This window comes from Cohnella fermenti, from assembly GCF_004801405.1.
GTDB classification, from domain to species: Bacteria; Bacillota; Bacilli; order Paenibacillales; family Paenibacillaceae; genus Cohnella; species Cohnella fermenti.
This window is the reverse complement of the sequence record NZ_SSOB01000040.1, coordinates 13,563-35,268: the sequence shown is the minus strand read 5'-3', so window position 1 is coordinate 35,268 and position 21,706 is coordinate 13,563. Positions and strand designations below refer to the sequence as shown.

Annotated in this window: 21 protein-coding genes and 1 riboswitch; of the genes, 1 reads left to right on the top strand and 20 read right to left on the bottom strand. The window is 60.0% G+C overall.

Features of this window, described 5'->3' with window-relative positions:
* Positions 1–11: 11 nt before the first annotated feature.
* From E6C55_RS25035 to pth, 6 genes are all read right to left on the bottom strand, one after another.
* On the bottom strand, positions 12–1,748 hold the full coding sequence (locus tag E6C55_RS25035; RefSeq protein WP_168735871.1) for a polysaccharide biosynthesis protein: 1,737 nt from the start codon (positions 1,746–1,748) through the stop codon (positions 12–14).
* Positions 1,749–1,999: 251 nt separating this feature from the next.
* Positions 2,000–2,542, bottom strand: coding sequence for a stage V sporulation protein T (spoVT, locus tag E6C55_RS25030; RefSeq protein WP_136372563.1), 543 nt, complete (start codon positions 2,540–2,542; stop codon positions 2,000–2,002).
* Positions 2,543–3,098: 556 nt separating this feature from the next.
* On the bottom strand, positions 3,099–4,166 hold the full coding sequence (locus tag E6C55_RS25025) for a peptidylprolyl isomerase (protein WP_136372562.1): 1,068 nt from the start codon (positions 4,164–4,166) through the stop codon (positions 3,099–3,101).
* Positions 4,153–7,677 (bottom strand): transcription-repair coupling factor, encoded by a 3,525-nt coding sequence (gene mfd / locus E6C55_RS25020; protein WP_136372561.1) that lies wholly within the window; start codon positions 7,675–7,677, stop codon positions 4,153–4,155. The genes E6C55_RS25025 and mfd overlap by 14 nt, the downstream gene beginning before the upstream one ends.
* 432 nt (positions 7,678–8,109) lie before the next feature.
* Positions 8,110–8,340, bottom strand: coding sequence for an anti-sigma-F factor Fin family protein (locus E6C55_RS25015; protein WP_136372560.1), 231 nt, complete (start codon positions 8,338–8,340; stop codon positions 8,110–8,112).
* 223 nt (positions 8,341–8,563) lie between these two features.
* Complete coding sequence (gene pth / locus E6C55_RS25010) at positions 8,564–9,136, bottom strand: aminoacyl-tRNA hydrolase (RefSeq protein WP_136372559.1); 573 nt, start codon at positions 9,134–9,136, stop codon at positions 8,564–8,566.
* 172 nt (positions 9,137–9,308) lie between these two features.
* Between pth and E6C55_RS25005 the strand changes: the two genes are divergently transcribed.
* Positions 9,309–9,509 carry an OTU domain-containing protein gene (locus E6C55_RS25005; protein WP_136372558.1) on the top strand — a complete coding sequence of 67 codons (201 nt, stop codon included), beginning with the start codon at positions 9,309–9,311 and terminating at the stop codon, positions 9,507–9,509.
* A gap of 107 nt (positions 9,510–9,616) precedes the next feature.
* Here the strand turns inward: E6C55_RS25005 and E6C55_RS25000 are convergent, their stop codons facing one another.
* The 14 genes from E6C55_RS25000 to E6C55_RS24935 form a co-directional block, all read right to left on the bottom strand.
* Positions 9,617–10,258 (bottom strand): 50S ribosomal protein L25, encoded by a 642-nt coding sequence (locus E6C55_RS25000; protein ID WP_136372557.1) that lies wholly within the window; start codon positions 10,256–10,258, stop codon positions 9,617–9,619.
* Positions 10,259–10,324: 66 nt separating this feature from the next.
* A complete protein-coding gene (locus E6C55_RS24995; RefSeq protein ID WP_136372556.1) occupies positions 10,325–11,281 on the bottom strand; it encodes a ribose-phosphate diphosphokinase in 957 nt (318 codons plus the stop codon).
* Positions 11,282–11,335: 54 nt separating this feature from the next.
* Positions 11,336–12,730 (bottom strand): bifunctional UDP-N-acetylglucosamine diphosphorylase/glucosamine-1-phosphate N-acetyltransferase GlmU, encoded by a 1,395-nt coding sequence (glmU, locus tag E6C55_RS24990; RefSeq protein WP_136372555.1) that lies wholly within the window; start codon positions 12,728–12,730, stop codon positions 11,336–11,338.
* A 156-nt stretch (positions 12,731–12,886) separates the two neighbouring features.
* Positions 12,887–13,171 carry a septation regulator SpoVG gene (gene spoVG, locus E6C55_RS24985; RefSeq protein ID WP_027092136.1) on the bottom strand — a complete coding sequence of 95 codons (285 nt, stop codon included), beginning with the start codon at positions 13,169–13,171 and terminating at the stop codon, positions 12,887–12,889.
* Between the two features lie 118 nt (positions 13,172–13,289).
* On the bottom strand, positions 13,290–13,682 hold the full coding sequence (locus E6C55_RS24980) for a RidA family protein (protein WP_136372554.1): 393 nt from the start codon (positions 13,680–13,682) through the stop codon (positions 13,290–13,292).
* Positions 13,679–14,524: a pur operon repressor gene (gene purR, locus E6C55_RS24975; RefSeq protein ID WP_136372553.1), complete on the bottom strand. Its 846-nt coding sequence runs from the start codon at positions 14,522–14,524 to the stop codon at positions 13,679–13,681. The genes E6C55_RS24980 and purR overlap by 4 nt, the downstream gene beginning before the upstream one ends.
* 129 nt (positions 14,525–14,653) lie before the next feature.
* On the bottom strand, positions 14,654–15,514 hold the full coding sequence (gene ispE, locus E6C55_RS24970; protein ID WP_269145560.1) for a 4-(cytidine 5'-diphospho)-2-C-methyl-D-erythritol kinase: 861 nt from the start codon (positions 15,512–15,514) through the stop codon (positions 14,654–14,656).
* Positions 15,515–15,709: 195 nt separating this feature from the next.
* Positions 15,710–15,889 (bottom strand): small, acid-soluble spore protein, alpha/beta type, encoded by a 180-nt coding sequence (locus E6C55_RS24965; protein WP_126958680.1) that lies wholly within the window; start codon positions 15,887–15,889, stop codon positions 15,710–15,712.
* 145 nt (positions 15,890–16,034) lie between these two features.
* A complete protein-coding gene (gene veg / locus E6C55_RS24960; RefSeq protein WP_136372552.1) occupies positions 16,035–16,310 on the bottom strand; it encodes a biofilm formation stimulator Veg in 276 nt (91 codons plus the stop codon).
* Between the two features lie 140 nt (positions 16,311–16,450).
* Positions 16,451–17,320, bottom strand: a complete 870-nt coding sequence (yabG, locus tag E6C55_RS24955) for a sporulation peptidase YabG (protein WP_136372551.1) — start codon at positions 17,318–17,320, stop codon at positions 16,451–16,453.
* A gap of 83 nt (positions 17,321–17,403) precedes the next feature.
* On the bottom strand, positions 17,404–18,300 hold the full coding sequence (gene rsmA / locus E6C55_RS24950) for a 16S rRNA (adenine(1518)-N(6)/adenine(1519)-N(6))-dimethyltransferase RsmA (protein WP_136372550.1): 897 nt from the start codon (positions 18,298–18,300) through the stop codon (positions 17,404–17,406).
* Positions 18,301–18,305: 5 nt separating this feature from the next.
* Positions 18,306–18,857 (bottom strand): ribonuclease M5, encoded by a 552-nt coding sequence (gene rnmV, locus E6C55_RS24945; RefSeq protein ID WP_136372604.1) that lies wholly within the window; start codon positions 18,855–18,857, stop codon positions 18,306–18,308.
* A gap of 247 nt (positions 18,858–19,104) precedes the next feature.
* Complete coding sequence (locus tag E6C55_RS24940) at positions 19,105–20,253, bottom strand: 3D domain-containing protein (protein ID WP_136372549.1); 1,149 nt, start codon at positions 20,251–20,253, stop codon at positions 19,105–19,107.
* Between the two features lie 274 nt (positions 20,254–20,527).
* Positions 20,528–20,725: riboswitch (cyclic di-AMP (ydaO/yuaA leader) on the bottom strand.
* 178 nt (positions 20,726–20,903) lie between these two features.
* Complete coding sequence (locus E6C55_RS24935; RefSeq protein ID WP_136372548.1) at positions 20,904–21,677, bottom strand: TatD family hydrolase; 774 nt, start codon at positions 21,675–21,677, stop codon at positions 20,904–20,906.
* Positions 21,678–21,706 lie beyond the last annotated feature (29 nt).

Below are 21,706 nucleotides of genomic sequence, written 5' to 3'. Positions count from 1 at the left end.
CCTGTCTGGTCTCATGGATTCAGGTCTTCATAGCGCCCGGCGCGCAGGCGAAGCAGCAGGCGGTCGACTCGCGAACCGGCGCCGCAGCCGGGCAGCGCCCGCCATTCGCGCGGAGCGACGGCGCCGCCGGCGACGAGCGCCGCGGCGAACGCCGCAGCGCCTGCCGCAATGCTCGGCAGCGCAGTCAACAGCGCGGCGGCGCGCGGCGCAAGGCCGCGCGTAAGCCCCTCCAGCAGCGCCGCGAGCAAGCCCGCGGCCGCCGCCATGGCGGCCAGCGCGAGCGCGAGCCGCCAAGCTCCGCGCGCGGGCGAGCCCGCCGCCGCAGCGCCAGCCGTGCCTGCGCCAGCCGCAACGGCGCGCGGCGGCAGGCGACGGCGCAGTGCGAGCGCGTTCAGCAGCGCGGCAGCACCGTACGCCGCGAGCGCGGCAAGCGCAGCGCCGCCGATGCCGAGGCTCGGCGCCAGCAGCGCGTTGAGCGCCGCCTTGAGCAGCACCGCGACGGCGAGATTGAGCGCGGGCGAGCGAAGATCGCCCAGCCCTTGAAGCAGCGAGGCGTACACGGCCTGAAGCGTGCCGCCGAGAGCCGCGAACGCCAGCAGCGCCATCGCCGCCGTGCCGCGGTCGTCGGCGAACAGCATCACGTTGATCGGTCGCGCCAGAATCGCCAGTCCGATCGCTGCGGCAGCGCCGAACAGCCAGCCGAGCCGAAGCGCGAATGCCGCCTGCTCCCGCTCGCCGGTTCGATCGCCGCGCGTCCGCGCCGCCGTCATCGCCGGAACGAGCGCGCCGCCGGCGGCACCCGCCGCCATGACGATCAACTGCAGCAGCGCGATGCCGCGATTGTACTCGCCGAACGAAGCCATCGCCTCGCCGGCCGTCGCGCCTGCGCTCTGCAGCAAGCGAGGCAGCGTGAACGCGTCGATCAGCCCGAACAGCGGGGCGACGACGGAGCTGGCCGCGATCGGCAGCGCAACGGCGGCGATCCGGCGGAGCAACGCAAGCCGCGCCTCCCCGTATTCCGAATTCCCTCCGCTCCGCTTCCCGCCGCCGCTCTTCCCCGGCTTCCCGCCCTCCCCGCTCGCCCGCCGCCGCTCCCGCAGGAGCCACGCGGCGATGGCCGCCAGCCCCGCGGCTCCTCCGACCGCGAGGCCGCCATGCACGGCGGCGGCCGTCGCGCCCGGCGACCAAGCCCGCTCGATCGCCCACAGCAGGGCGATCAGCATGAACGCGACGCGGGCCGTCTGCTCCGCGAGCTGGGACGCCGCCGGGCCGACCATGCGCAGCCGGCCCTGGGAATAGCCGCGCAGCGCCGCCGTCATCGGCGCGAAGAGCAGCGCCAGCGATGACGCGCGGATGGCGTCTGCCGCCTCGCTCACGCCCATCCAGCGCGCGAACGCGTCCGCTCCGAGGAACAGAATCGCGAACGCGGCCAGGCCGCTGCCCGAGAGCAGGGCGAGCGAGCTGCGGAGCACCCTGCGGGCGCCCGCCGAGTCGCCCGCCGCTTCCCGCTCCGCGACAAGCGCGGATACCGCGATCGGGACGCCGGCCGACGCGAGCGTCATCCACATGACCGCCAGCGAATAGACGGCGCTGTACAGGCCGAATACCTGATCGCCCGCCAGGTTCTGCAGCGGGATCTTCTGAAGCGTGCCAATCAGCTTCGAGAGCAGCGCGGCCCCTCCCAGAATCGCCGCTCCCCGCCACACGACCGAGCCTCCGGCGGACGCTTCCCTCCTGTCCGTCTTCATGGCGCGTTCCTTTCCCCGATAACTAACGCAAAGATTGGGTAACCATCCACGAAGCATTATACCACAGTCGGCGCTTATGTCTCGTCCCGCCTCCCGCCGGAGGCGCCCATCCTCGCATGAACGCCCGCCACCATGGAAAAAAGCTCCGCCGACAAGGGTGAGAACACCTCCGGGAAGCTTTTTTACGCGGATTGGATGATCTGGTATCGCTTCCATCCTGTCCGGATCGATACCCGAGCGAGCCGAATTGCTTATTGTTCCATCTGCTTGGCCAGGAAGCCCGCGGCCGTCTCGACCATCTTGCTCTCCATCTCGCCCATCTTCACGCCGTCGTCCTTGCTGATCAGAATAACCGTGCCGATCGGGTCGCCGCCCGCGACGATCGGAGCCATCGCGAACGAGCTGAACGTCTCGGCGGTATCGCGCAGAATTTCGAAGCTGCCGGATTGGGATTCGACGATAATTTTGCGATTGTCCATGCAGTTCTCGAGCAAGCCGCCTACGGGCTTGTCCATGTATTCCTTCTTCGAGGCGCCGGCCACGGCAATGAACGTATCCCGATCCGAGATAATGGCCGTGTGCCCCGTGCTCTCGTGCAACGACTCGGCGTATTCCTTGGCGAAGTCGCCCAGCTCGCCTATCGGCGAATACTTCTTGAGAATAACTTCCCCATCCCGATCGACGAAGATCTCGAGCGGATCTCCTTCGCGAATGCGGAGCGTGCGGCGAATTTCCTTTGGAATAACGACCCGACCGAGGTCATCAATGCGACGTACAATCCCGGTTGCTTTCATAGCTCGTGTTGCCCCACTTTCTTGGATGTAATAAACCCTGGAATCAGCCTGCCGCTTACGGACGAATACTCGCGCAAGGCTTGTATGACGAACCGTTGACCGTTGGTTGGAGAAGCGACCTTGAACTTGGGCATAGTATTCAACCCCTCCCAATTTCTTATGCGTTTGCCCTCCGATGGGGATAATCGTCAGCCGCGGCCGGAAGCTCCTGCCTGGAGCCGAATTCGGGCTTTCCTTCCATCGCCGGTTCCATTATTTGTGGTACGGCCGACACCGCCGCACAGCCGTTGTCCGCCCCTTAAGCAATTCGGAAGACGTTCCCGGATTGAGGGGGCCGAAGACATGCGTTGGGGGGAAAATCCGGCTATCGAGGGGGAGCGGTGCCTTGCCGAACAAGCTGCCTGAATATATGCAGTAACGATTACCCCAAACTTGTGCGGGTGAATCACATTGCCGACAAAAATATATTCGTGGTGTCCCGGCCCTCTCGCAGCTACAAACGGCCCCGGGATCGAAGAGCGATCCCGGGGCCGTTCATTTAACGCCGCAACCGTGCTTATTGACTTGCCGAAGCGGAAGCCGACGGCGATGCGCTCGGGGAAGCCGACGGGCTCTCCGAAGCGGCAGCGCTGGCCTGCGGAACGTCCGTGCTCGTGATCAAGCCCGGCAGCTCGTCCGACATGAACTTGTCGACGATCTCGCCGCTGAGCGTCGAACGGATCGTCTCCTTCGATTCTTCAAGCGTTTTGGTGCCGCGCTCTTCCACCATAATGACGTGGTAGCCGTAGTCGGTCTTGACCGGATCGCCGATCTCCTTGATCGGCTGCGTCTCGGCCGCATTCTTGAATTCTTCCACCCATTGGCTCGGGTCGACCTTCTCGTAGAGACCGCCGTTCTCCGAAGAGCCGGTGTCGTCGGAATACTCCTTCGCCAGCTCCGTCCAGTCGCCGCCGGCCACGAGCTTCTGCTTGACCTCTTGAGCCAGCTTCAGCGCGTCGGCATCCTCGCGGGTGTTGCCGTCCTTGTCGGTGAAGCCGATCAGGATATGGCGAACCGTCGCATAATTGAACGAGTCTTTGTTCTCGTCGTAGTATGCGGAGACCTGGTCGTCCGTCACCTTCAGATCGGCGTCCGTTGTCGCGATCAGTTGGGTCGTAATGAAGCCCTTCATGTCGTCATAGCTCAGATCGCCTTCCTTCATGGTCGCTTCGACGGATGTCTTCGTATCCGCATCCGATTCGATCGCTTCCTTCAGTTGGTCGAACTGCGAGTTCGCTTCTTCCGTCCCCTTCGTCTTCGCTTCCTCGGTTGCGCGATCGCTCAGGATCTTCATGCCGATGTAAGACGTCAGGATGCCTTCCTGCACCGAATCCTCGTCCACGATGCTTGCGTAATACGGGTTAACGACCTTGATGAAGGTCTTGTACTTCGTGAATTCGCTTGCAGTTACTTGTCCGCCTTCGTACTCGGCAACGATCTTGTTCGGATCGGAGGAGTTGTTCTCGTCGTTGTTGCTGCTGTTGCTGTTCTTATCCTTCCCGCAGGCAGCGAGGCAGACGAGCAGCGCAACGGCCAGCAGCAAGATTGCGTACCGGCTGTATGAGCTGCGCTTACGGTGCGACATCCTGTAATTCCCCCTTGATCTTGGTCACTTCCTTGTATTGTACCAGAAACTCTTCGACAAATGCCAACATGGAATCGTCGTCCATTCCGCGAACGAATAATTTCATTGTCGGCTGGGGAGCTGTTCCTTGAAGCTGCAGCTTCCCTTTAAGCTTCTGCTCGAGCGCCTTCAGCTTCTTGTCGTCGATCTGTCCGCTCCGGCGGGTCTCGACCTTAAGCAGCACCTCGTCGCCGCGCTTCTGAATCGATTCGATGCCGAACTGGCGGCCGTATACCTTCAGCCGGGCAACCGCAAGCAGGTTAAGAACCGACTTCGGCGGATCTCCGAAGCGGTCGGTCAGCTCTTCGAAGATATCGTGCACATCGTCGAGCGCGGCGGCGGCCGCAACCTTCTTGTAAATCTCGATCTTCTGAATGCTGTCGTAGATATATTCCGGAGGCAGGTAAGCGTCCACTCCGAGATCGAGCTGCGTGTTGACCGGGATGTCGGCCTGCTCCTGATTGCCGAACTGCTCCAGCTTGCGCGCCTGAATCTCTTCCGCAAGCATCTGCGAATAGAGGTCGAAGCCGACCGAAGCGATGAAGCCGGACTGTTCGCCGCCCAAGAGGTTGCCCGCTCCGCGAATCGACAGGTCGCGCATCGCAATCTTGAAGCCGGACCCGAGCTCCGTGAACTCCTTGATCGACTGAAGCCGCTTCTCGGCCACCTCGTTCAGCACCTTGTCGCGCTGATAGGTGAAGTAAGCGTAAGCGATCCGGTTCGAGCGGCCTACCCGTCCCCGAAGCTGATAGAGCTGGGACAAGCCCATCTTGTCCGCATCGTGAACGATCAGCGTGTTGACGTTCGGGATATCGACGCCCGTCTCGATAATGCTTGTGCTGACGAGCACATCGGATTCGCCATCCAGGAAGTCGAGAATCGTCCGCTCGAGCTCCTGCTCCGACATCTGCCCGTGCGCCACGGCGACGCGGGCGTTCGGGACGAGCGCATTGATCTGCTCGGCCATCTGGTAGATGCCCTGCACCCGATTGAAGAGGAAGTACACCTGGCCTTCGCGCGCCAGTTCCCGCTCGATCGCCTCGCGAACGAGCGTCGGACTGTATTCGACGACATACGTCTGCACCGGGAAGCGGTTCTCCGGCGGCGTCTCGATGACGGACAGGTCCCGCACCCCGAGCATCGACATGTGCAGCGTGCGCGGAATCGGCGTCGCCGTCAGCGTCAGGACGTCAACATTCGTCTTCAGCCGCTTCAGCTTCTCCTTGTGGGAGACGCCGAACCGCTGCTCCTCGTCGACGATCAGCAGGCCCAGATCCTTGAATACGAGGTCCTGGGAGAGCAAGCGATGGGTGCCGATGACGACATCGACCGTCCCCGCCTTCACGCCCTTGATCGTCTCGGTCTGCTCCTTCCGCGAGCGGAAGCGGCTCAGCACCCGAATCTGGAACGGGTAGCCCGCGAATCGTTCGCGGAACGTCTCGAAGTGCTGCTGGGCCAGAATCGTCGTCGGAACGAGCACCGCCACCTGCTTGCCCTCGATCGCCGCCTTGAACGCCGCCCGTACCGCCACCTCTGTTTTCCCATAGCCGACATCCCCGCAGAGCAGACGATCCATCGGCCGGGCAAGCTGCATGTCCTTCTTGATCTCTTCGATCGCTCGCAATTGGTCGGGCGTCTCGTCGTAAGGGAACATCGCCTCGAACTCCTGCTGGTACGCCGTGTCCTCGCCGAACGAGAAGCCGACCGTCGCCTGCCGCTCCGCATACAGCTTGATCAGATCGTCGGCGATGTCCTTGACGGAGGAACGGGCCTTCGACTTCGCCCTTGTCCACTCGGCGCCGCCGAGCTTGCTGACCTTCGGCTCCTTCTCGTCGGAACCGACATACTTCTGGATCAGGTCGAACTGCTCGACCGGGATGGAGAGACGGTCTCCCGCCGCGTACACAACATGAAGATAGTCTTTATGGATGCCGTTGATCTCAAGCGTGCCGATGCCCAGATACTTGCCGATGCCATGGTTCTGGTGAACGACGTAATCGCCCACCTTGAGCTCGGTGTAGCTCTTGAGGCGCTCCGCATTGTCCATCCGGCGGTCGACTCGGCGCGCCTTGCGCTGCTTCTGCGTGAACATCTCGCCTTCGGTAATGACGACGAGCTTCACGGAAGGCATCTCGAAGCCGCTCTGCAGGTTGCCCTCCGAGATATCCGGAATCTCGATATGGTAATCCTCCAGCACCCGGCGCATCCGGTCCGCCCGCTCCGCGTTGCCCGCGAGCATCACGATGTGGCTGCCGCTCTTGCGCCAGCGCTCCATCTCCGTCTTGAGCACGTTCATCTGCCCGTGGAAGTTCTGCATCGACCGGCAGACGGAGCTGACGATATTCTGCGGCTGCGTATGCGGTATCTGACGGACGAAGAGGGCGAGATAGACGGTCTGGAACGCCTTCGGATACAGACTCTGCTCCGCGCCGAGCGCAAGCACGAAGCCCGGCAGCGACTTGCCCTGCTGGAGCAGGTGAGTCGTCCACTCCATCTCGTCCCGCTCGAGCTGCCGCGCGGTCTCGCCCAGACGGTTCGGCTCATCCATCAGCAGGATCGTGTCCTTCGGAACGTAATCCAAGAGAGTCTGTCTCTCCGGATAGAGAAGCGAGATATATTTATAGATTTCAGAGAAGTAGACGTTCTGTCTCATCAGGTCGATTTCCCGGGCAATCTCGCTGCGCAGCTTCTCCTTCGCCTGACGATCGGCCATCTTGGAGAGCTGAATGTCCAGCAGCTCGCTCGCATGCTGCGCCGCGTTCGCGAATCTCCTGGAATCGGCGATAATCTCGCGGCAAGGGCGCACCTGGAACGAATCGAGCTTGTCGACGGAACGCTGGTCGGCCGGGTCGAACGTCCGGATCGAGTCGATCTCGTCGTCGAACCATTCGACGCGCACGGCAACGGGCGAGGTCAGCGGGTAGAAGTCGGCGATGCCGCCGCGCACGCTTAAGTGCCCCTTCTGCTCGACGCGGTCGACGCGCTCATACCCGAGCCCGATCATTCTCTCGAGGAACTCGTTCATCGGGAGAGAATCTCCGACCTTGAGGGAGATCATCGCCTGCGCGATGGTCATGCGGTCCGGCTGGAACCGGCGTACGCCGGAGAAGGGCACGACAATAACCCCGCGGAAGCCTCCAGCGAGTTGAATCAGAACGTCCATGCGTCTGGCCGATGTCTCGGGACTTGAGATTGCTGTCTCCGCGGCGATAAGCTCGTTGGCCGGATAGATCAGAACCTCGTCCTCGGACAAGCATTCCTGCAGATCCTCCGCCATCTTCTGCGCGGAGAACATGTTGTGCGTCACGACGAGCAACGGTCTCTGAAGCTCGCGATACATCGCGGCGATCATGACCTGCCGGGCGGAGCCCGACAGCCCGGCGACGAGCTGCTCGCGCATGCCGCCCCGGACCCCGTTCAGGACGGAGACCAGTTCGGGGTCCGTAGCGAACGTATTGATAAGAGCCCTCATTGCGTTTCCCCTTTCACTATCTGACACCAAGCATCGCCCGCCCCTGCGTTCCCGACGAGGGGTTCGCTGGAAGCGAGCGCAATGATTATGCTGCGTATATCCGTCTCGGAAGCTGCAGAGTGCGACGCGCTTGCGGGCGCCGACTCCCCCTCCGGAATGGAGAACCCTGATGTAATTCTGCCCGGTTCATTCCTGCCCGACTTAACCCTGCCCGGCTCATTGCCGCCTGACTTAGCCCGCCCGCTAACCCTCTGCCCGCCCGCTCCTGCTGACTTATCCCTATCTAAATATTCCGAGCAGGCCGGAAGGTTCCTCGTGGATCGCTTCCGGCGGTTATGCCTATGTCTGCTCCTGAGCCTGGGGCTGTGCCTCTGCAATATCCAAAAAGAAGCCCCGGCACATGCCAAGGCCTCGCTATCGCTCGATAAGGATTCATTGGAGCGGATTGGATTGAAGCACCAGTTCGGGATGACTGTCCAAGGTCTGACTGCAGTATTCGCAGATGACTTGCACGGTCGCGTCTCCGTTGGAATTATACGATATTATACGCTTTCGCTCTTCGGGGGTCAAGAAATGGAAGCCCAGCCGGTAATCCTCCACCTGCACGGAATCCAAGCTCCCGAGCGGCATCCGACAATGCCTGCACACGTAGTTCACCGCCATATATGTATGCCTCCTGAAGGTAAGGTATGCGGGCACGGCCTTGATTGCGCTGCCGAACGCGATTCTATTCGCGATTCCGGCTGCGATTCCGCCCGCGGTCCTGGCCGCATTACCTTCAGTATGCCCGGATAGGAAGTACATTAAGCGTCCGCCGCGAATCTCCCTGTCCCTCTTCCTCTGCCGCTCCTGAGCCCCTTGTCCAAGCTCCGCGCCGCTCCGCCCGTCAGTCGCCCGACTTGCCGTTGTACTTCGCCATGGATTGATCGAACGGATGGGACAGCGCGAATTCGATCGCATCGCACGCCTCCTCGATCATCCGCTTCAGCTCGGCCTGCTCCGCCTTGGCGAACGGCGCGAGCACGAAGTCGACGACCGGCTGCCCGTTCCTCGGTCGGGAGATGCCCATGCGCACGCGATTGAACGTCTGGGTGCCGACGTGCTGGATGATCGACTTGATCCCGTTATGGCCTCCTGCGCTGCCCTGGTAACGCAGCCGAATCCGGCCGATCTCCGTGTCCAGGTCGTCGTAGACGACAATCATGTCCTCCAGCTTCGCCTTATAGTAATCCATGAACGCCCGAACCGACTCGCCCGACAGATTCATGTACGTCATCGGCTTGAGCAGCGCCACCTTCGCGCCTTCGACCCGCGCTTCGCCGATCAGCCCCTTGCACTTGCTCTGGCTGACGCTTGCTCCCCATCGCCGGGCCAGTTCGTCGACGACCATGAATCCGGCATTATGCCTTGTCGCTTCGTAAGCGGAACCGGGATTGCCCAATCCCACTATCCATCTCATACGAATATTCCCCCGCTCTTCGTGAATAGAATGTCATCGTTGCCCGGCTGAAGTCTCGATCGTTCTTCGAAAAACGTTCTTCGAAAAAAATTTTCGCCGCTGCAACGATTCGCCGTGCTGCCGTGTCATTAGTAATACAACCATTAATCCGATCGAAAGAGGGTATCGATTGATGTACCTGAACGGACAGATGATCTTCGACGATTGCCACTTCCTCGAGCATATGGCCGCGGACGTCCCGATCCAAGTGTACCGGGGCACCATCCACAAGGACATCGGCTTCATCGAATATTATGGCAAAGAATTCGTCAAGGTCAACAGCATCTTGTACAGCCGCAAGCAATTTACCTTCATCTCCCGGCCCGGCTATTAACGCTTGCGTAGAAAATCAAAAGGAGTGCGGAACGTGTCAATCGTTCCGCACTCCTGTCGTTAAGCGGTCCGCGAGACTGTCTCGGGGAGGGAAGAGGCTTCGTTCGCTTAGTCCTTCTCCACGGCTGCCGCGGCGCGAGCGTGATTCTCCTTCTCTTCGGCCGCATCGTCCATGGCATCCAGCTCTTCCTCGCTGCGCTCCTTCTGAGGAGCGAGGACGGCGACGACAACCGCTTCCGGTTCGGATACCGCACGCACTCCCGCCGGCAGCTTCAGATCGGCTACCGTGATATGATCGCCGATTCCGAGCGAGCCGATATCGACGGAGATCGATGCCGGCAGATTCTTCGCCACGCACTCCACCTCAAGCTCGTGCAGGATGGCCTGCAGCATGCCGCCTTCCTTCTCCCCTGCGCTCGTTCCCTGAAGATCCAATCTTACGAACGTTTGAATCGTCTCGTTCAGGTTCACGTGACGGAAGTCCGCATGAAGGACTTGTCCGCTCAGCGGATCGCGCTGCAGGTCCGACAGCAAGACGGACTTGTTCCCTTGGGCCGGAACCTCCAGCTCGAGGATGCTTCTCGCATTGCCTCGCAGCAAGGCCATGAATTCCTTGCCGTCGAGCGAGATCGCGGAGCCCGCCATATCCTTGCCGTAGATGACGCCTGGAATCTTCCCTTGCTTCCTCAGATGACGCAAGGCGCTCTTCGTAGACGGCTGGCGTGCTTCGGCGTGTAACGTCATACTCATTAGGTAATCCCTCCAGACGGTGATATACCTATTAGTACCCGTTAGCGCCCCGGACTAAACATTCCGTCAGATGTGCGGCTCGAACAGCTTGCTGATCGATTGCTGCTCGTGGATGCGGACAATCGCTTCCGCGATGAGCGGCGCGACCGACAGCACGCGCAGCTTGGTCGATGCCGAAGGGTCCCTCAGCGGGATCGTATCGGTGACGACGACCTCGCTGATCGGCGCCGCTTCAAGGCGCTCCAGCGCATGGCCGGACAGCACCGGGTGCGTGCAGCAGCAGTAAATCTCGCGGGCTCCGGCCTTCATAAGAGCTTCGGCCGCCAGACAGATCGTGCCGGCGGTGTCGATGATGTCGTCGATCAGAATCGCCGTGCGTCCGGAGACATCGCCGATAATGTTCATGACTTCGACGACGTTCGGCTCCGGCCGGCGCTTGTCGATGATCGCAAGCGGCGCCTGCAGCTCGTCGGCCAGCCGGCGGGCGCGCACGACGCCGCCGTGGTCGGGCGATACGACGACCGGGGCAAGCAGTCCCTTGCCCTGGAAGTAGTCTCCAAGAATCGGGACTCCGAGCAGGTGGTCGACGGGGATGTCGAAGAAGCCTTGAATCTGCATCGCGTGCAGGTCCATCGCGATAACGCGATGGGCTCCGGCCGTCTCGATCAGGTTGGCGACGAGCTTCGCCGTGATCGGGTCGCGGGAACGCGCCTTGCGATCCTGACGGGCATAGCCGTAGTAGGGAACGACCACGTTGATCGTCTTGGCCGACGCCCGCTTCAGGGCATCGACCATAACAAGAAGCTCCATCAGATGCTCGTTGACCGGCTGCGAGGTCGATTGCACGACATAGACGTCGCTTCCGCGAACGCTATCGTTTAACCGAATATGAATCTCGCCGTCGCTGAACCTTCTCATCTCCGCATCGCCGAGCTTGATTCCAATGTTGCGCGCGATCGCTTCTGCTAGTCTTGGATTGGAATTGCCGGAGAACAGCTTGAGAGTCGAATCTGGGTAAGACATGACGCACCGCCTTAATTACGTTTGGATTATAGGAGTTAATACGCCGTTAACGGCTTATTGTTTCTTTTCTTTCTGTGCTTTCGCGCGGGCGCGAAGCTTATCCGCATAGCCCGGCTTGTTCACCTGCCGCTCGCGGGCGATGGCGACGTCCCCCGCTCCCACGTTCTGGGTAACGGTAGAGCCCGCGACGACGTAAGCCCCGTCGCCTACGGTGACGGGAGCTATCAAGTTGACGTTGCTGCCGATGAAGGCCTGATCTCCGATCACGGTTCTCGACTTATTATAACCATCGTAATTGGCCGTAATCGCGCCGCAGCCGATGTTCACGCCCGCTCCGACGCTGGCGTCTCCGACGTAGCTCAGGTGAGGGATCTTGCTGCCCTCCCCGACGACGGCGTTCTTGACCTCGACGAAGTCGCCGATCTTCACGCCCGCAGCCAGCTTCGTTCCCGGGCGCAGGAAGGCGAACGGACCGACCGAGCAGCCCGCTCCGAGCTCGGCGCCGTCCGTCACGGATTGGCGAATCGTCGTGCCGTCCGCAACCGTCGTGTCCTTCAGCTCCGCAGAAGGACCGATGACGCAATCCGAGCCGATCGTCGTGCGGCCCTTCAGCACGGTTCCCGGATAGATCACCGTGTCCGCTCCGATTTCGACCTCGGATTCGATGTAGGTGTGCTCCGGATCGATAAGAGTGACCCCGTTCGTCTGATGAGCCCTGGCGATTCGGCGGCGCATCAGGCGCTCCGCCTCGCCCAGCGCGATGCGGTCGTTGACCCCGATCGCCTCCGCCGGGTCCTGCGACTTGTACGCCGAGATGCGCTCTCCCTGCTTCTGCAGAATCCCGATGACGTCGGTCAGGTAATATTCTCCCTGCGCGTTCTGATTGGTTACTTGAGCCAGAGCCGCGAACAGCTTGCGGTTATCGAAGCAGTAGGTGCCGGTATTAATCTCCCGAATGGACGCCTGTTCCGGCGTGCAGTCCTTCTGCTCGACAATGCCGACCACCTCGCCGGACGCCCCGCGGACGATGCGGCCGTATCCCGTCGGCTCTTCAAGCTCTGCGGTCAGAATCGTCGCCGCAGAGCCTTCCTGCCCGTGAAGCCGCACAAGCGCCTCCAGCGTCTCCGCCGTGACGAGCGGCGTGTCGCCGCAGACGACGAGCGCGATTCCGTCCGCATCCCCCAACTGAGGCTTCGTCTGGAGCACCGCGTGGCCCGTTCCCAATTGCTCGGCCTGCAGCGCGTACTCCGCGGCATCGCCGAGATGCGCCATCACCGCTTCGGCCCCATGGCCGACGATGACAACCGTCCGCTCGCAGGACGCCTTCTTCACCGCCTCCACGACATGGCTCACCATCGGCTTGCCGCAGACGGGATGCAGCACCTTATATAATTTGGATTTCATGCGTTTGCCCTGACCGGCCGCCAGCACGATAGCCACTCTTCTCAAGCAACGAGACCTCCTTCGTTTACGTTACACGCGCTTAAGACTGCAATCTCTAAAGTTTAGCTTATTCCGGGGAAAATGAAAAGAGAGCCCCGTACAGGCTCTCTCGCAGCAAAATCTCTTAATGTCTCTCTATGATTCCTGTTACGATGATTCCTGTTACGCGCCTTCGACCAAGACTTCTTCGTCTTGAGCAGCCCGTTCGTACTCCGCCAGAACGGCGGACTGGATTTTCTCGCGTGTGCCGGAGGAAATGGGGTGAGCAATGTCGCGGAATTCTCCGTCCGGAGTCCGCTTGCTCGGCATGGCCACGAACATTCCATTGTTGCCGTCAATGACTCGAATGTCGTGAACGACAAACTCGTTATCGATGGTAATGGAAGCAATGGCCTTCATGCGCCCCTCGGAATTAACGCGGCGGAGCCTCACATCTGTAATTTGCACTTGTGTTCACCACCTTTGTCCCTTCGGAAGACTTGGTGTAATATTCCACATTACCGTGCAAATTCCTTCTTTTTATTGGAAAAATGATAGCCGAATTTGAAATTATTTTTTGCTCGGTTTATCCTTCGACAGGGATTGTCGAAATCACCTCTATTTCGACAAGAACATCCCTCGGAAGCCGCGCCACTTCAACGGTCGAGCGTGCCGGAGTGTGCTCGGAGAAGTACGTTCCGTACACCGAATTAAACGTCGCGAATTGGTTCATGTCCTTCAGGAAGACGGTCGTCTTGACGACGTTGCGGAAGTCCGCCCCGACGCTGGCAAGAACGGCCTTCAGGTTGGCGAGTACCTGGTGCGTCTGCTCCTCGATGCCGCCTTCCACAAGAGTGCCGGCGGGCGTCAGCGGGATCTGCCCCGAGGTGAACAGCAGGTCGCCGACGCGAACCGCTTGCGCGTAAGGGCCGATGGCGGCCGGTGCCGCGTCCGTAGAGATCGTTCCGAATAAGGTCATTGTTGTTCCTCCTTGGTCTCTTTAAAGAAGTTGCCGGGCTGAACCGTAATGTGGCGGGTCTTCAGGTCGACCTCCGTAAGCCGGGCCAGCGAGACGTAATCGTGAAGCAGCCGTTCTTCGTTGTCGACCTCGCCGGATTCCACGAAGACGCCGACGCCGGCGACGACCGCACGGAATTCGTGCAGCAGATCGATCATTCCCTGCACCGTTCCTCCCGCCTTCATGAAGTCGTCGATGATGAGCACCCGGGATTGCTCCCGAAGCCCGCGGCGCGCGAGCGACATCGTCTGAATTCGTTTGTTGGAGCCGGAGACGTAGTTGATGCTGACGACCGATCCTTCCGTCACCTTGTGATCGCGCCGGACGATAACGACCGGGACGTTCAGATACAGCGACGTGGCGTAGGCGAGCGGAATCCCCTTCGTCTCGACGGTCATGATGGCATCGATCTCGCGGTCGGCGAACGCGGTGGCGAACATCTGGCCCGCCTCTTGAAGCAACGCCGGCTGACCGAGCAAGTCGGTCATGTATAAGTAGCCCCCCGGAAGCAGCCGATCGGGCTGCTCCAGTTGGCGGCACATCTCCTTGACCTTCTCAAGCGCGGCCTCTTTGTCGCACCGCGGGATGAAGCGAACCCCTCCGGCCGCGCCGGCGAGCGTGTGCAGATCCCCGATTCCTTCCCCTTCGAACACTTCCTTGATGATGGCCAGATCCTCGCTGATCGAAGACTTGGCCGATTGATAACGATCGGCGAAGGCTGTAAGAGATATTAACGTATGGGGACGGGCCAGTAAGTATTGCGTCATCTCTACAAGCCGAGCGCTTCGTTTCAACTTTTTCACAAATTTTCTCTCCCGTCCAAAAACCGAATAATTTAACGCAATCATAACATCTTTATCCGGTTTTGGGCAAGGCTCCGTCGCCCGACATGATAATTTATCTAACATTGATCGGATTCATGAGGAATCTCCCTATGTCAGCAGCCTCACCACGTAAACTTCCTTGCAGAATCCGCGTAATCCGTTGTAGATTCGCGACACCTTCGATTCCTTGGACACCAGACCGAACACCGTCGGCCCGCTTCCGGACATCAGGACGCCGTCGGCGCCGAGCTTCGTCATGACTTCCTTGATCTGCCGCACTTCCGAATACTTCGGCAGCGTCACCGATTCCAATACGTTGCCGAGTCCGGCACACACGTCCTGGAACGATTGCCTGCGAATCGCATCCACCATTCCCGGGATGGAAGGATGGCGCTCGATCTCGGCGGCTCGCAGCTTGCCGTATACGTCAGCGGTGGAGACGTTGATCGGAGGCTTGGCAAGCACGACCCAGCATTGCGGAGGGCTCTCGATCGATTCGAGCTTCTCGCCCCTTCCCGTTGCGATCGCCGTGCCGCCGCGAATGCAGAAGGGCACGTCGGAGCCCAGCTCCGCTCCGAGCGCCTCCAGCTCGCGAACGGACAGCCCCAGCCCCCAGAGTCGGTTGAGCCCGCGCAGCGTCGCCGCCGCATCGCTGCTTCCGCCCGCAAGGCCCGCCGCCACCGGAATTTGTTTGTCCAGATGAATATAAACTCCGCGCTCCACGCCGCAGCGGTCCTTGATCAGCCTGGCCGCCTGGAAGGCCAAGTTCTTCTCGTCAAGGGGGATGAAGCCGGCGTGGCTGGAGAGAACGATCTGATCGCGGGGAAGCTCGTACATCTCCAGCCGGTCCGCCAGATCCACCATCGTCATGATCATCTCGACCTCGTGGAACCCGTCTTCCCGCTTCCGGAGCACATCGAGCAATAAGTTAATTTTGGCCGGGGCCTTCTCGTATATTTTCATCATCATCACCTGTTGGACTATCCATTCTTGTTCTCGCGCAGAAAGCTTTACATATTATAACAAACCCCCGGGAGAAATGCGATTTCGCCCATGGCTCCACCCAAGCAAGGCAGATCAAGGGCATGACAAAACGGCGCTCTCCCCGAGAGAAGAGCGCCGCCGTCTCATCCGTTTATCCCGGCAAGCGCGGACGTTCGATCGTTACGGCTTGCGGGAAGCGGCCTGCTCGGCGATCTGGATCGCCCGCTTGACCATGTTCCCGGCATCCTTCGCCCGGATGCCTCCCCAGCCTTCGTTCTGAACGGTGTTGTAGAAGCCAAGATCCTTCGCCAGCTCCGCCTTGAATTCCTCGGACATGGTGCTTCTTCTTCTCCGGCTCATCGCCGCCGCCCCTTTCGCCTCGCGAGTATGGATCGCCGCAACGGCTCCTGCCCGGTAGTCTTCCCGCCCCGCTCCATAATCATTCCAAGAAACAAAACGGACAGCCTGCGCTTCTTCGCGCGGCTGCCCAATAAACCGAATCCTGTCAGTGCGACATGAAATTGATCCGAACCTGACCTTCGTCATTGCAGACCATCACTTCGACCGATTCGGTCAGAATATCTGCATAGCTGTAGGAGACGCGCTTGAACGCGTTCTGCTCCTGATCCAGCTTGACGATAAAAACCGAAGGGTAAATCTCTTCCAGCACGCCGGTACGTTCTACGGTCTTGCGGCGGCCACCATTGGCGCGGAGCATGATTTTGGAACCGACATGGGGTTCCAAGCTTCGCTTGATCTCGATAAGCGCGTTCTTACCCATGATCCACTACCACCTCTTTCTCTGTAAATTATAACAAAAAAAGAGGGGTCTTGTCAAATGAACAAATATTATAAGGCCGACGCTCATTGTTGTCAACGGTGTTTTTCTCTAATTTTCGCTCAAGACCGCAAAAATTCCATTTACCCGAGGCTGACGTTCGACGTCAGCGCCTTCAAGTTCGGCACTCCGATCCGGTATCTTCCCATCGTCTCGATCCCGCCCACGCCCTGCATGCCGCTGATCGTATGGGCGATCACGTCCTCGACGTTGATCGTCTCGCGGAACGGCGTGAACGCGGCGCGCACGGCGACGTAGACCGGGTCGAGGGCATGGATCATGATTCGGCCGGGGGAGCTGGCGAAGTTCGCTCCGGAGCCGAGCAGCGCCTCGAAGTGCGATTGGCACGCCCCCGCCACGACGACCAGGGAATCCTTGTGCTTCTCGTACTCGCGGGCAACATTCACGGCTTGGACGAAATTCGTCGAGTTCTTGTAGCTGCTAAGCTTATGCCAGTCCTCGCGCTGCTTAAGAACGCCGTCATGTCCGGTGACGACGACGATGTCCGGGCGCACCTTGGGAAGCAGCCTCATCAGCACCTGCGGCATCTGGGACTCGTGGCAGTGAGTTCCTTCCGCCGGAACCCGAAGCTGCTGGTAGACGGCAAGACTCTTCTGCAGGTAATTCGCATCCCCGTCCAGATGGAGAACCTTGCCGGGCATCTCGAAGTACGGCCGCCTGTCCGCACCAAGCAGCGGAGCCAGATGCGACAAGCCGATGCTCGCCCTCTCGTCCCTCATGCGCTTCAGGGACTCGCTTGCCTGGATGCGCGCCCGCTTCGTCCCTCCGAGCTCGTCCGGGTTCCGCACCGATTCGAGATCGTCAATGGGCGAATCGGCCAGCAGCCGGTAATCCGTCCCGCGCAAGAGCGCCGTTCGTGCGAATACGGCATCGACGCGGAACAACATATCGCCGCCATAGGATTTGCGGACAACCAGTTCTCCCTGCTTCATGGGCAAATCACCTCTAAGCCTATCGTATGGAGGCGATAGGCACATGGTGCACAGTTATCCGAATCCCGGCCGATTCGCGTCGGTCAGACGACTCCAGCTTCCAGGAGAGCGTCGGTCAGCACTGCGTATTCCTGCAGGGTCAGCGTCTCTCCCCTGCGTTCCGGCTTGATCCCGCAGCCCTCCAGCAGCGCTCCGAGCTCCTGCTTCCGGTCCTTGCCCGCGAGCAGCGACAGGTTGTTCTGCAGCGTCTTGCGGCGCTGGGCGAATGCGGCGTGAACGACCTTGAAGAACGCCGCTTCGTCGCGGACGATCACCGCCGGCTCGGGGCGGCGCTTCAGCTTGATGACCGCCGAATCGACATTCGGCGCCGGGATGAAGGAGCCGGACGGAACGATGCACACAAGCCGCGGCTCGCAGTAATACTGAACCGCGATGCTGAGCGTGCCGTAGTCCTTGCCGCCGGGAGCCGCAGCCATCCGTTCGGCGACCTCCTTCTGGACCATGACGACGATGCTCTCGAGCGGCAGCCCTTCCTCGAGCAGCTTCATGATGATCGGGGTCGTGACGTAATACGGCAGGTTCGCGACGACGCTGACTTGCTCGCAGGCGGCGAACTGCTCCTCCCACAGCGCGGGCAGGTCCGTCTTCAGCACGTCGCCATGAACGATCGCCACGTTGTCGCGTCCTTCCATCACGTCCCGCAGAATCGGAATCAGCCGCGTGTCGATCTCGACGGCGGCGACTCGCCCCGCCTCGTCGGCGAGACGCTCCGTGAGCGCCCCGATGCCCGGGCCGATCTCAAGCGCTCCCTTGGCGGGATTCAGCTCCGCGGCGGCAACAATCTTGTCGAGAATATTCTTATCGACCAGGAAGTTCTGGCCAAGGCTCTTCTTGAAGGTGAAGCCGTGCTTGCGGATAATATCCTTGGTCCGGTTCGGCGTCGCGATGTCGGCTCTGGCCCGAAGGTTCGATGAGGTCATGTTCGTCAGATCCCTTCCCTCTCCAATTGTTCCAAGGCATGGAGGAACTCCTGCCTTGTGATGCGGAAGCTCACGCAGCGCTTGAAGAACTGCTTGCCGTTCGCGTAGCCGATGCCGAGCAGCTCGCCCATTCGCTCCCGGCGCCTCGACGCCGAAGCGTGGACGATAAGGCCGGCGCCAAGCAGATCGCTCCACTCGATCTCGGGCGCCGCTCCGGCGCCTTCCGCCGGCGAGGGGACTCCGCCCCGCACCCGCTCCAGCGCACGAATGATCGCCTCGTCCGAGGCGTGCTCGACGCCGATCCCGTCCTTGCCCCTCGCCTCGTCCTTCAGCAGGAAGGCGTGCTTGCAAGCCGGCACCCGCTCGGCCACGATCTTGCGAATCCGCTCGCCGGGAGAATCGGGATCGGTCAGCACGATCACGCCGCGCCGCTCCTGAGCGAGCTCGATCCGCTTCAGCACGGCCTCGCCGATCGCCGAGCCTCCCGTCTCGATCGTATCGGCCTCCACCGCGCGGCGGATCGCCGCCGTGTCCTCCTTGCCCTCCACCACGATCATCTCTTGTATCGTCAGTCTTGCCACGTCTCTTCCGCCTTCCGTTCATCCGTTCCTTATCGTTGGCCCGTTGCCAGTATTATAACAGAAACGGCGCCAACAAAAAGAAGAGGCCGATATCGGCCCCTTCCCCGGCCATATCCGCCGGCTTCCGCTTGTATAACGATCGATGTGCTGCAAGGGTGGCATCCCCATGAAACTTAAAGCGTTCGGCGATCGGGCCGTCCTCTGTTGCGGCCTCGCCTCCGGGTTAGTCGGAGGTCGGCTTTACGGGTCCGATCACATACACGGTATAACCGCGCTTCAAACCGAACTTATTCGCGTAGCTCTCGCTGTCGAAGTAAACATCGATCTTCTTGCCTTTAATCGCACTTCCGGTATCCTCGGCGCGGCGCAAGCCGATGCCTTCGATGTACACCCACCAACCGAGCGGAATGACGTCCGGATCGACCGAGATCGTCCGTCCTTCCGATACGGTGGTGCCGGAAGCCGTAATCCCGTAACCGGGATCGCCCTTGTCCTTGCCTGTCGATTCGGGACCGGCCGTATACGCCGTCAGAACGACGTTGCTCAGCACGCTCTTCACCTTGACCTGCGTCCCGTTCACGGTCACCGTCTTGGCTTCCGCATTCGCGCTGTAGGACAGGGTCGTGACGGCCGCCTTCTTCTTCGTCCCGACCGCTACGATCTTCTGCACGCTCGGCTCGACAACCGTCTTGGACACCATTCGGTCGCTGACGAGCTCGCCGTCCTCGTACACCTTCTCGAACTGCTTGACGACAATTCCTTGTTTGCCGGTCTGAACGACCTTCTTCGTCCCGACCTCAAGGCTGTTGTCGTTCTTCTCCACAATCGTGAACGGAACCTCCAAGCGAGCTTCCTTCACTTCCTTCTTCACGCGGATGATGCGAATCTTCATGCCGTCGTACACCTTCGTGTCAATCGACGGATAAAGCCGATCGTCCGCACCGAGCGACAGATTCAAGGATGCGAGCACATCCCCGACCGTCTCCTCGGTCGTATATTCGATGACGTCCTTCCCATCCGCCAGGAGGTTCACTCCCGCCGCGCGATCGATGACGATCGTACTGCCGTCGCTGAGCGGTGTCGCCAGCGGCGCCGATAATTCATCGTGCGGACCTACGGTGATGCTATGCTCCTTCAGGAGCGATTGCACATCGGAATTACGTGTTTGGATGACGGTTGATTTCCCGCCGTCCACGACGGTCACGCTCATGGCGGACGCGCCGTGCAGCAGCATTAGAAACAAGATGGTCATAGCAAAAGAGAGAATTACGCTCAGAAGAACCAAGCGCAAGTGCCCATGCTTCCATCGCGCTGCGATAAGCTTGCCGGTCGGTCTTCGATCATGGGTGTCCCCTAATGGAACTGAGCCCATTTTCTCGTTCCTCCTTCATAGCCCCGCCGTCGACTGTTACGCATGATTGTCAGACGCGACTATCCATGTATGATAACGGCGTGGATATCCATACGATGCGGCAATCGCATGGACGTGCGTCGCCTTGCCCAGTTCTGCGGTTCCCGGTGCCGACTCAAGGTCTCCCTTCGGGTCTAAGGTTGGACGCGCAACAAAAAAAGCCTTCGATCAGACAGAGGATCTGTTCGTGGCTTCCGCTTGTGTACGAGTCAAAGGGAATTGGGCAGCACGAGGTGACCTCTCTCTACCACGCTTACGAGGTTAGCTGTCGGGTTCGGACGAAGAGAGTCGCCCTAATCAATCGATACATGAATCGCTATATCAATCGATATTCACCCCAAGATTGCTCGCCTGCTTCCGACCGAATCAGAACGATTCGTCCTCCGCAGCGGGTCCCCCGTTCTCCTCATCGGAGATTAAGCGTACTGGAAAAGGGATGCCATATTCAAACTTCTGATTGTGATGATAACCCCTCGGCGCTTCAGGTGTAAAGAAGGGTCAAAGGGCGAATTTGACCCGTTTTCGGTGAATTTTATCTCCAATGGGCGTTTTGATGAGCAAATATCAGTTTTATCGGATAAAGGGTTTCATTTTCTTCGAATGTTACCGTTTTATCTCGCAAGTCCAAAACACTCCAAGCTATTTCGCATCGTTAAATTCCCTATATCTTCCACTGAAATCCCTTTTATTTCCGCTGCCGCCTCTGCAACGAGACGCACGTAAGCGGGCTCATTTCGCTTCCCGCGATGGGGGTGAGGAGTCAAATATGGGGCGTCCGTCTCGATCAATAATCGGTCGTTCGGAACCTTCTCCAGCACCTCTTTGGGAACCTTCGCATTCTTGAATGTGACCGGTCCGCCGAAGGAAATATAGAAGTTCATATCGAGGCATTGTTTGGCAATTTCCCAGCTTCCGGAGAAGCAATGCATGATGCCCCCGACCTCGGATGCCCCCTCTTCCTGGAGCAATCGGACCACATCCGCATGAGCGTCCCGATTGTGAATGACGATCGGCTTCTTAAGCCGCTTGGCCAGGCGAATCTGCTCGCGGAACACAAGCTGCTGGATGTCTTTGGGAGACGTGTCCCAGTAGTAATCCAGCCCGATCTCGCCGATCGCTACCACTTTCGGATGAGCGCACAGCCTCTCGATCCAGGCGAGGTCCTCCTCCAGCTTCATGTCGATCGCATCCGTCGGATGCCAGCCGACCGCCGCGTAGATAAACGGGTACTTCTCGGCCAGTTCCATCGTGGTCGGGATCGTCTCGCGGTTGAAGCCGATGTTGACGATCTTCTCGACTCCCGCCGCTCTGGCGCGTTCGATCATCTCCTCGCGATCCTCGTCGAATTTAGGGGAATCCATATGTGCATGAGTGTCGAATAACATGTCCGATTTCGTCTCCTTTGCGCTTCTTG

Coding starts and splice junctions, on each gene's coding strand:
- E6C55_RS25035 (WP_168735871.1), bottom strand. CDS start 1,748: ATGAAGACGGACAGGAGGGAAGCGTCCGCCGGAGGCTCGGTCGTGTGG.
- spoVT (WP_136372563.1), bottom strand. CDS start 2,542: ATGAAAGCAACCGGGATTGTACGTCGCATTGATGACCTCGGTCGGGTC.
- E6C55_RS25025 (WP_136372562.1), bottom strand. CDS start 4,166: ATGTCGCACCGTAAGCGCAGCTCATACAGCCGGTACGCAATCTTGCTG.
- mfd (WP_136372561.1), bottom strand. CDS start 7,677: ATGAGGGCTCTTATCAATACGTTCGCTACGGACCCCGAACTGGTCTCC.
- E6C55_RS25015 (WP_136372560.1), bottom strand. CDS start 8,340: ATGGCGGTGAACTACGTGTGCAGGCATTGTCGGATGCCGCTCGGGAGC.
- pth (WP_136372559.1), bottom strand. CDS start 9,136: ATGAGATGGATAGTGGGATTGGGCAATCCCGGTTCCGCTTACGAAGCG.
- E6C55_RS25005 (WP_136372558.1), top strand. CDS start 9,309: ATGTACCTGAACGGACAGATGATCTTCGACGATTGCCACTTCCTCGAG.
- E6C55_RS25000 (WP_136372557.1), bottom strand. CDS start 10,258: ATGAGTATGACGTTACACGCCGAAGCACGCCAGCCGTCTACGAAGAGC.
- E6C55_RS24995 (WP_136372556.1), bottom strand. CDS start 11,281: ATGTCTTACCCAGATTCGACTCTCAAGCTGTTCTCCGGCAATTCCAAT.
- E6C55_RS24980 (WP_136372554.1), bottom strand. CDS start 13,682: ATGACCTTATTCGGAACGATCTCTACGGACGCGGCACCGGCCGCCATC.
- ispE (WP_269145560.1), bottom strand. CDS start 15,514: ATGATGATGAAAATATACGAGAAGGCCCCGGCCAAAATTAACTTATTG.
- E6C55_RS24965 (WP_126958680.1), bottom strand. CDS start 15,889: ATGAGCCGGAGAAGAAGAAGCACCATGTCCGAGGAATTCAAGGCGGAG.
- veg (WP_136372552.1), bottom strand. CDS start 16,310: ATGGGTAAGAACGCGCTTATCGAGATCAAGCGAAGCTTGGAACCCCAT.
- yabG (WP_136372551.1), bottom strand. CDS start 17,320: ATGAAGCAGGGAGAACTGGTTGTCCGCAAATCCTATGGCGGCGATATG.
- rsmA (WP_136372550.1), bottom strand. CDS start 18,300: ATGACCTCATCGAACCTTCGGGCCAGAGCCGACATCGCGACGCCGAAC.
- rnmV (WP_136372604.1), bottom strand. CDS start 18,857: ATGATCGTGGTGGAGGGCAAGGAGGACACGGCGGCGATCCGCCGCGCG.
- E6C55_RS24940 (WP_136372549.1), bottom strand. CDS start 20,253: ATGGGCTCAGTTCCATTAGGGGACACCCATGATCGAAGACCGACCGGC.
- E6C55_RS24935 (WP_136372548.1), bottom strand. CDS start 21,677: ATGTTATTCGACACTCATGCACATATGGATTCCCCTAAATTCGACGAG.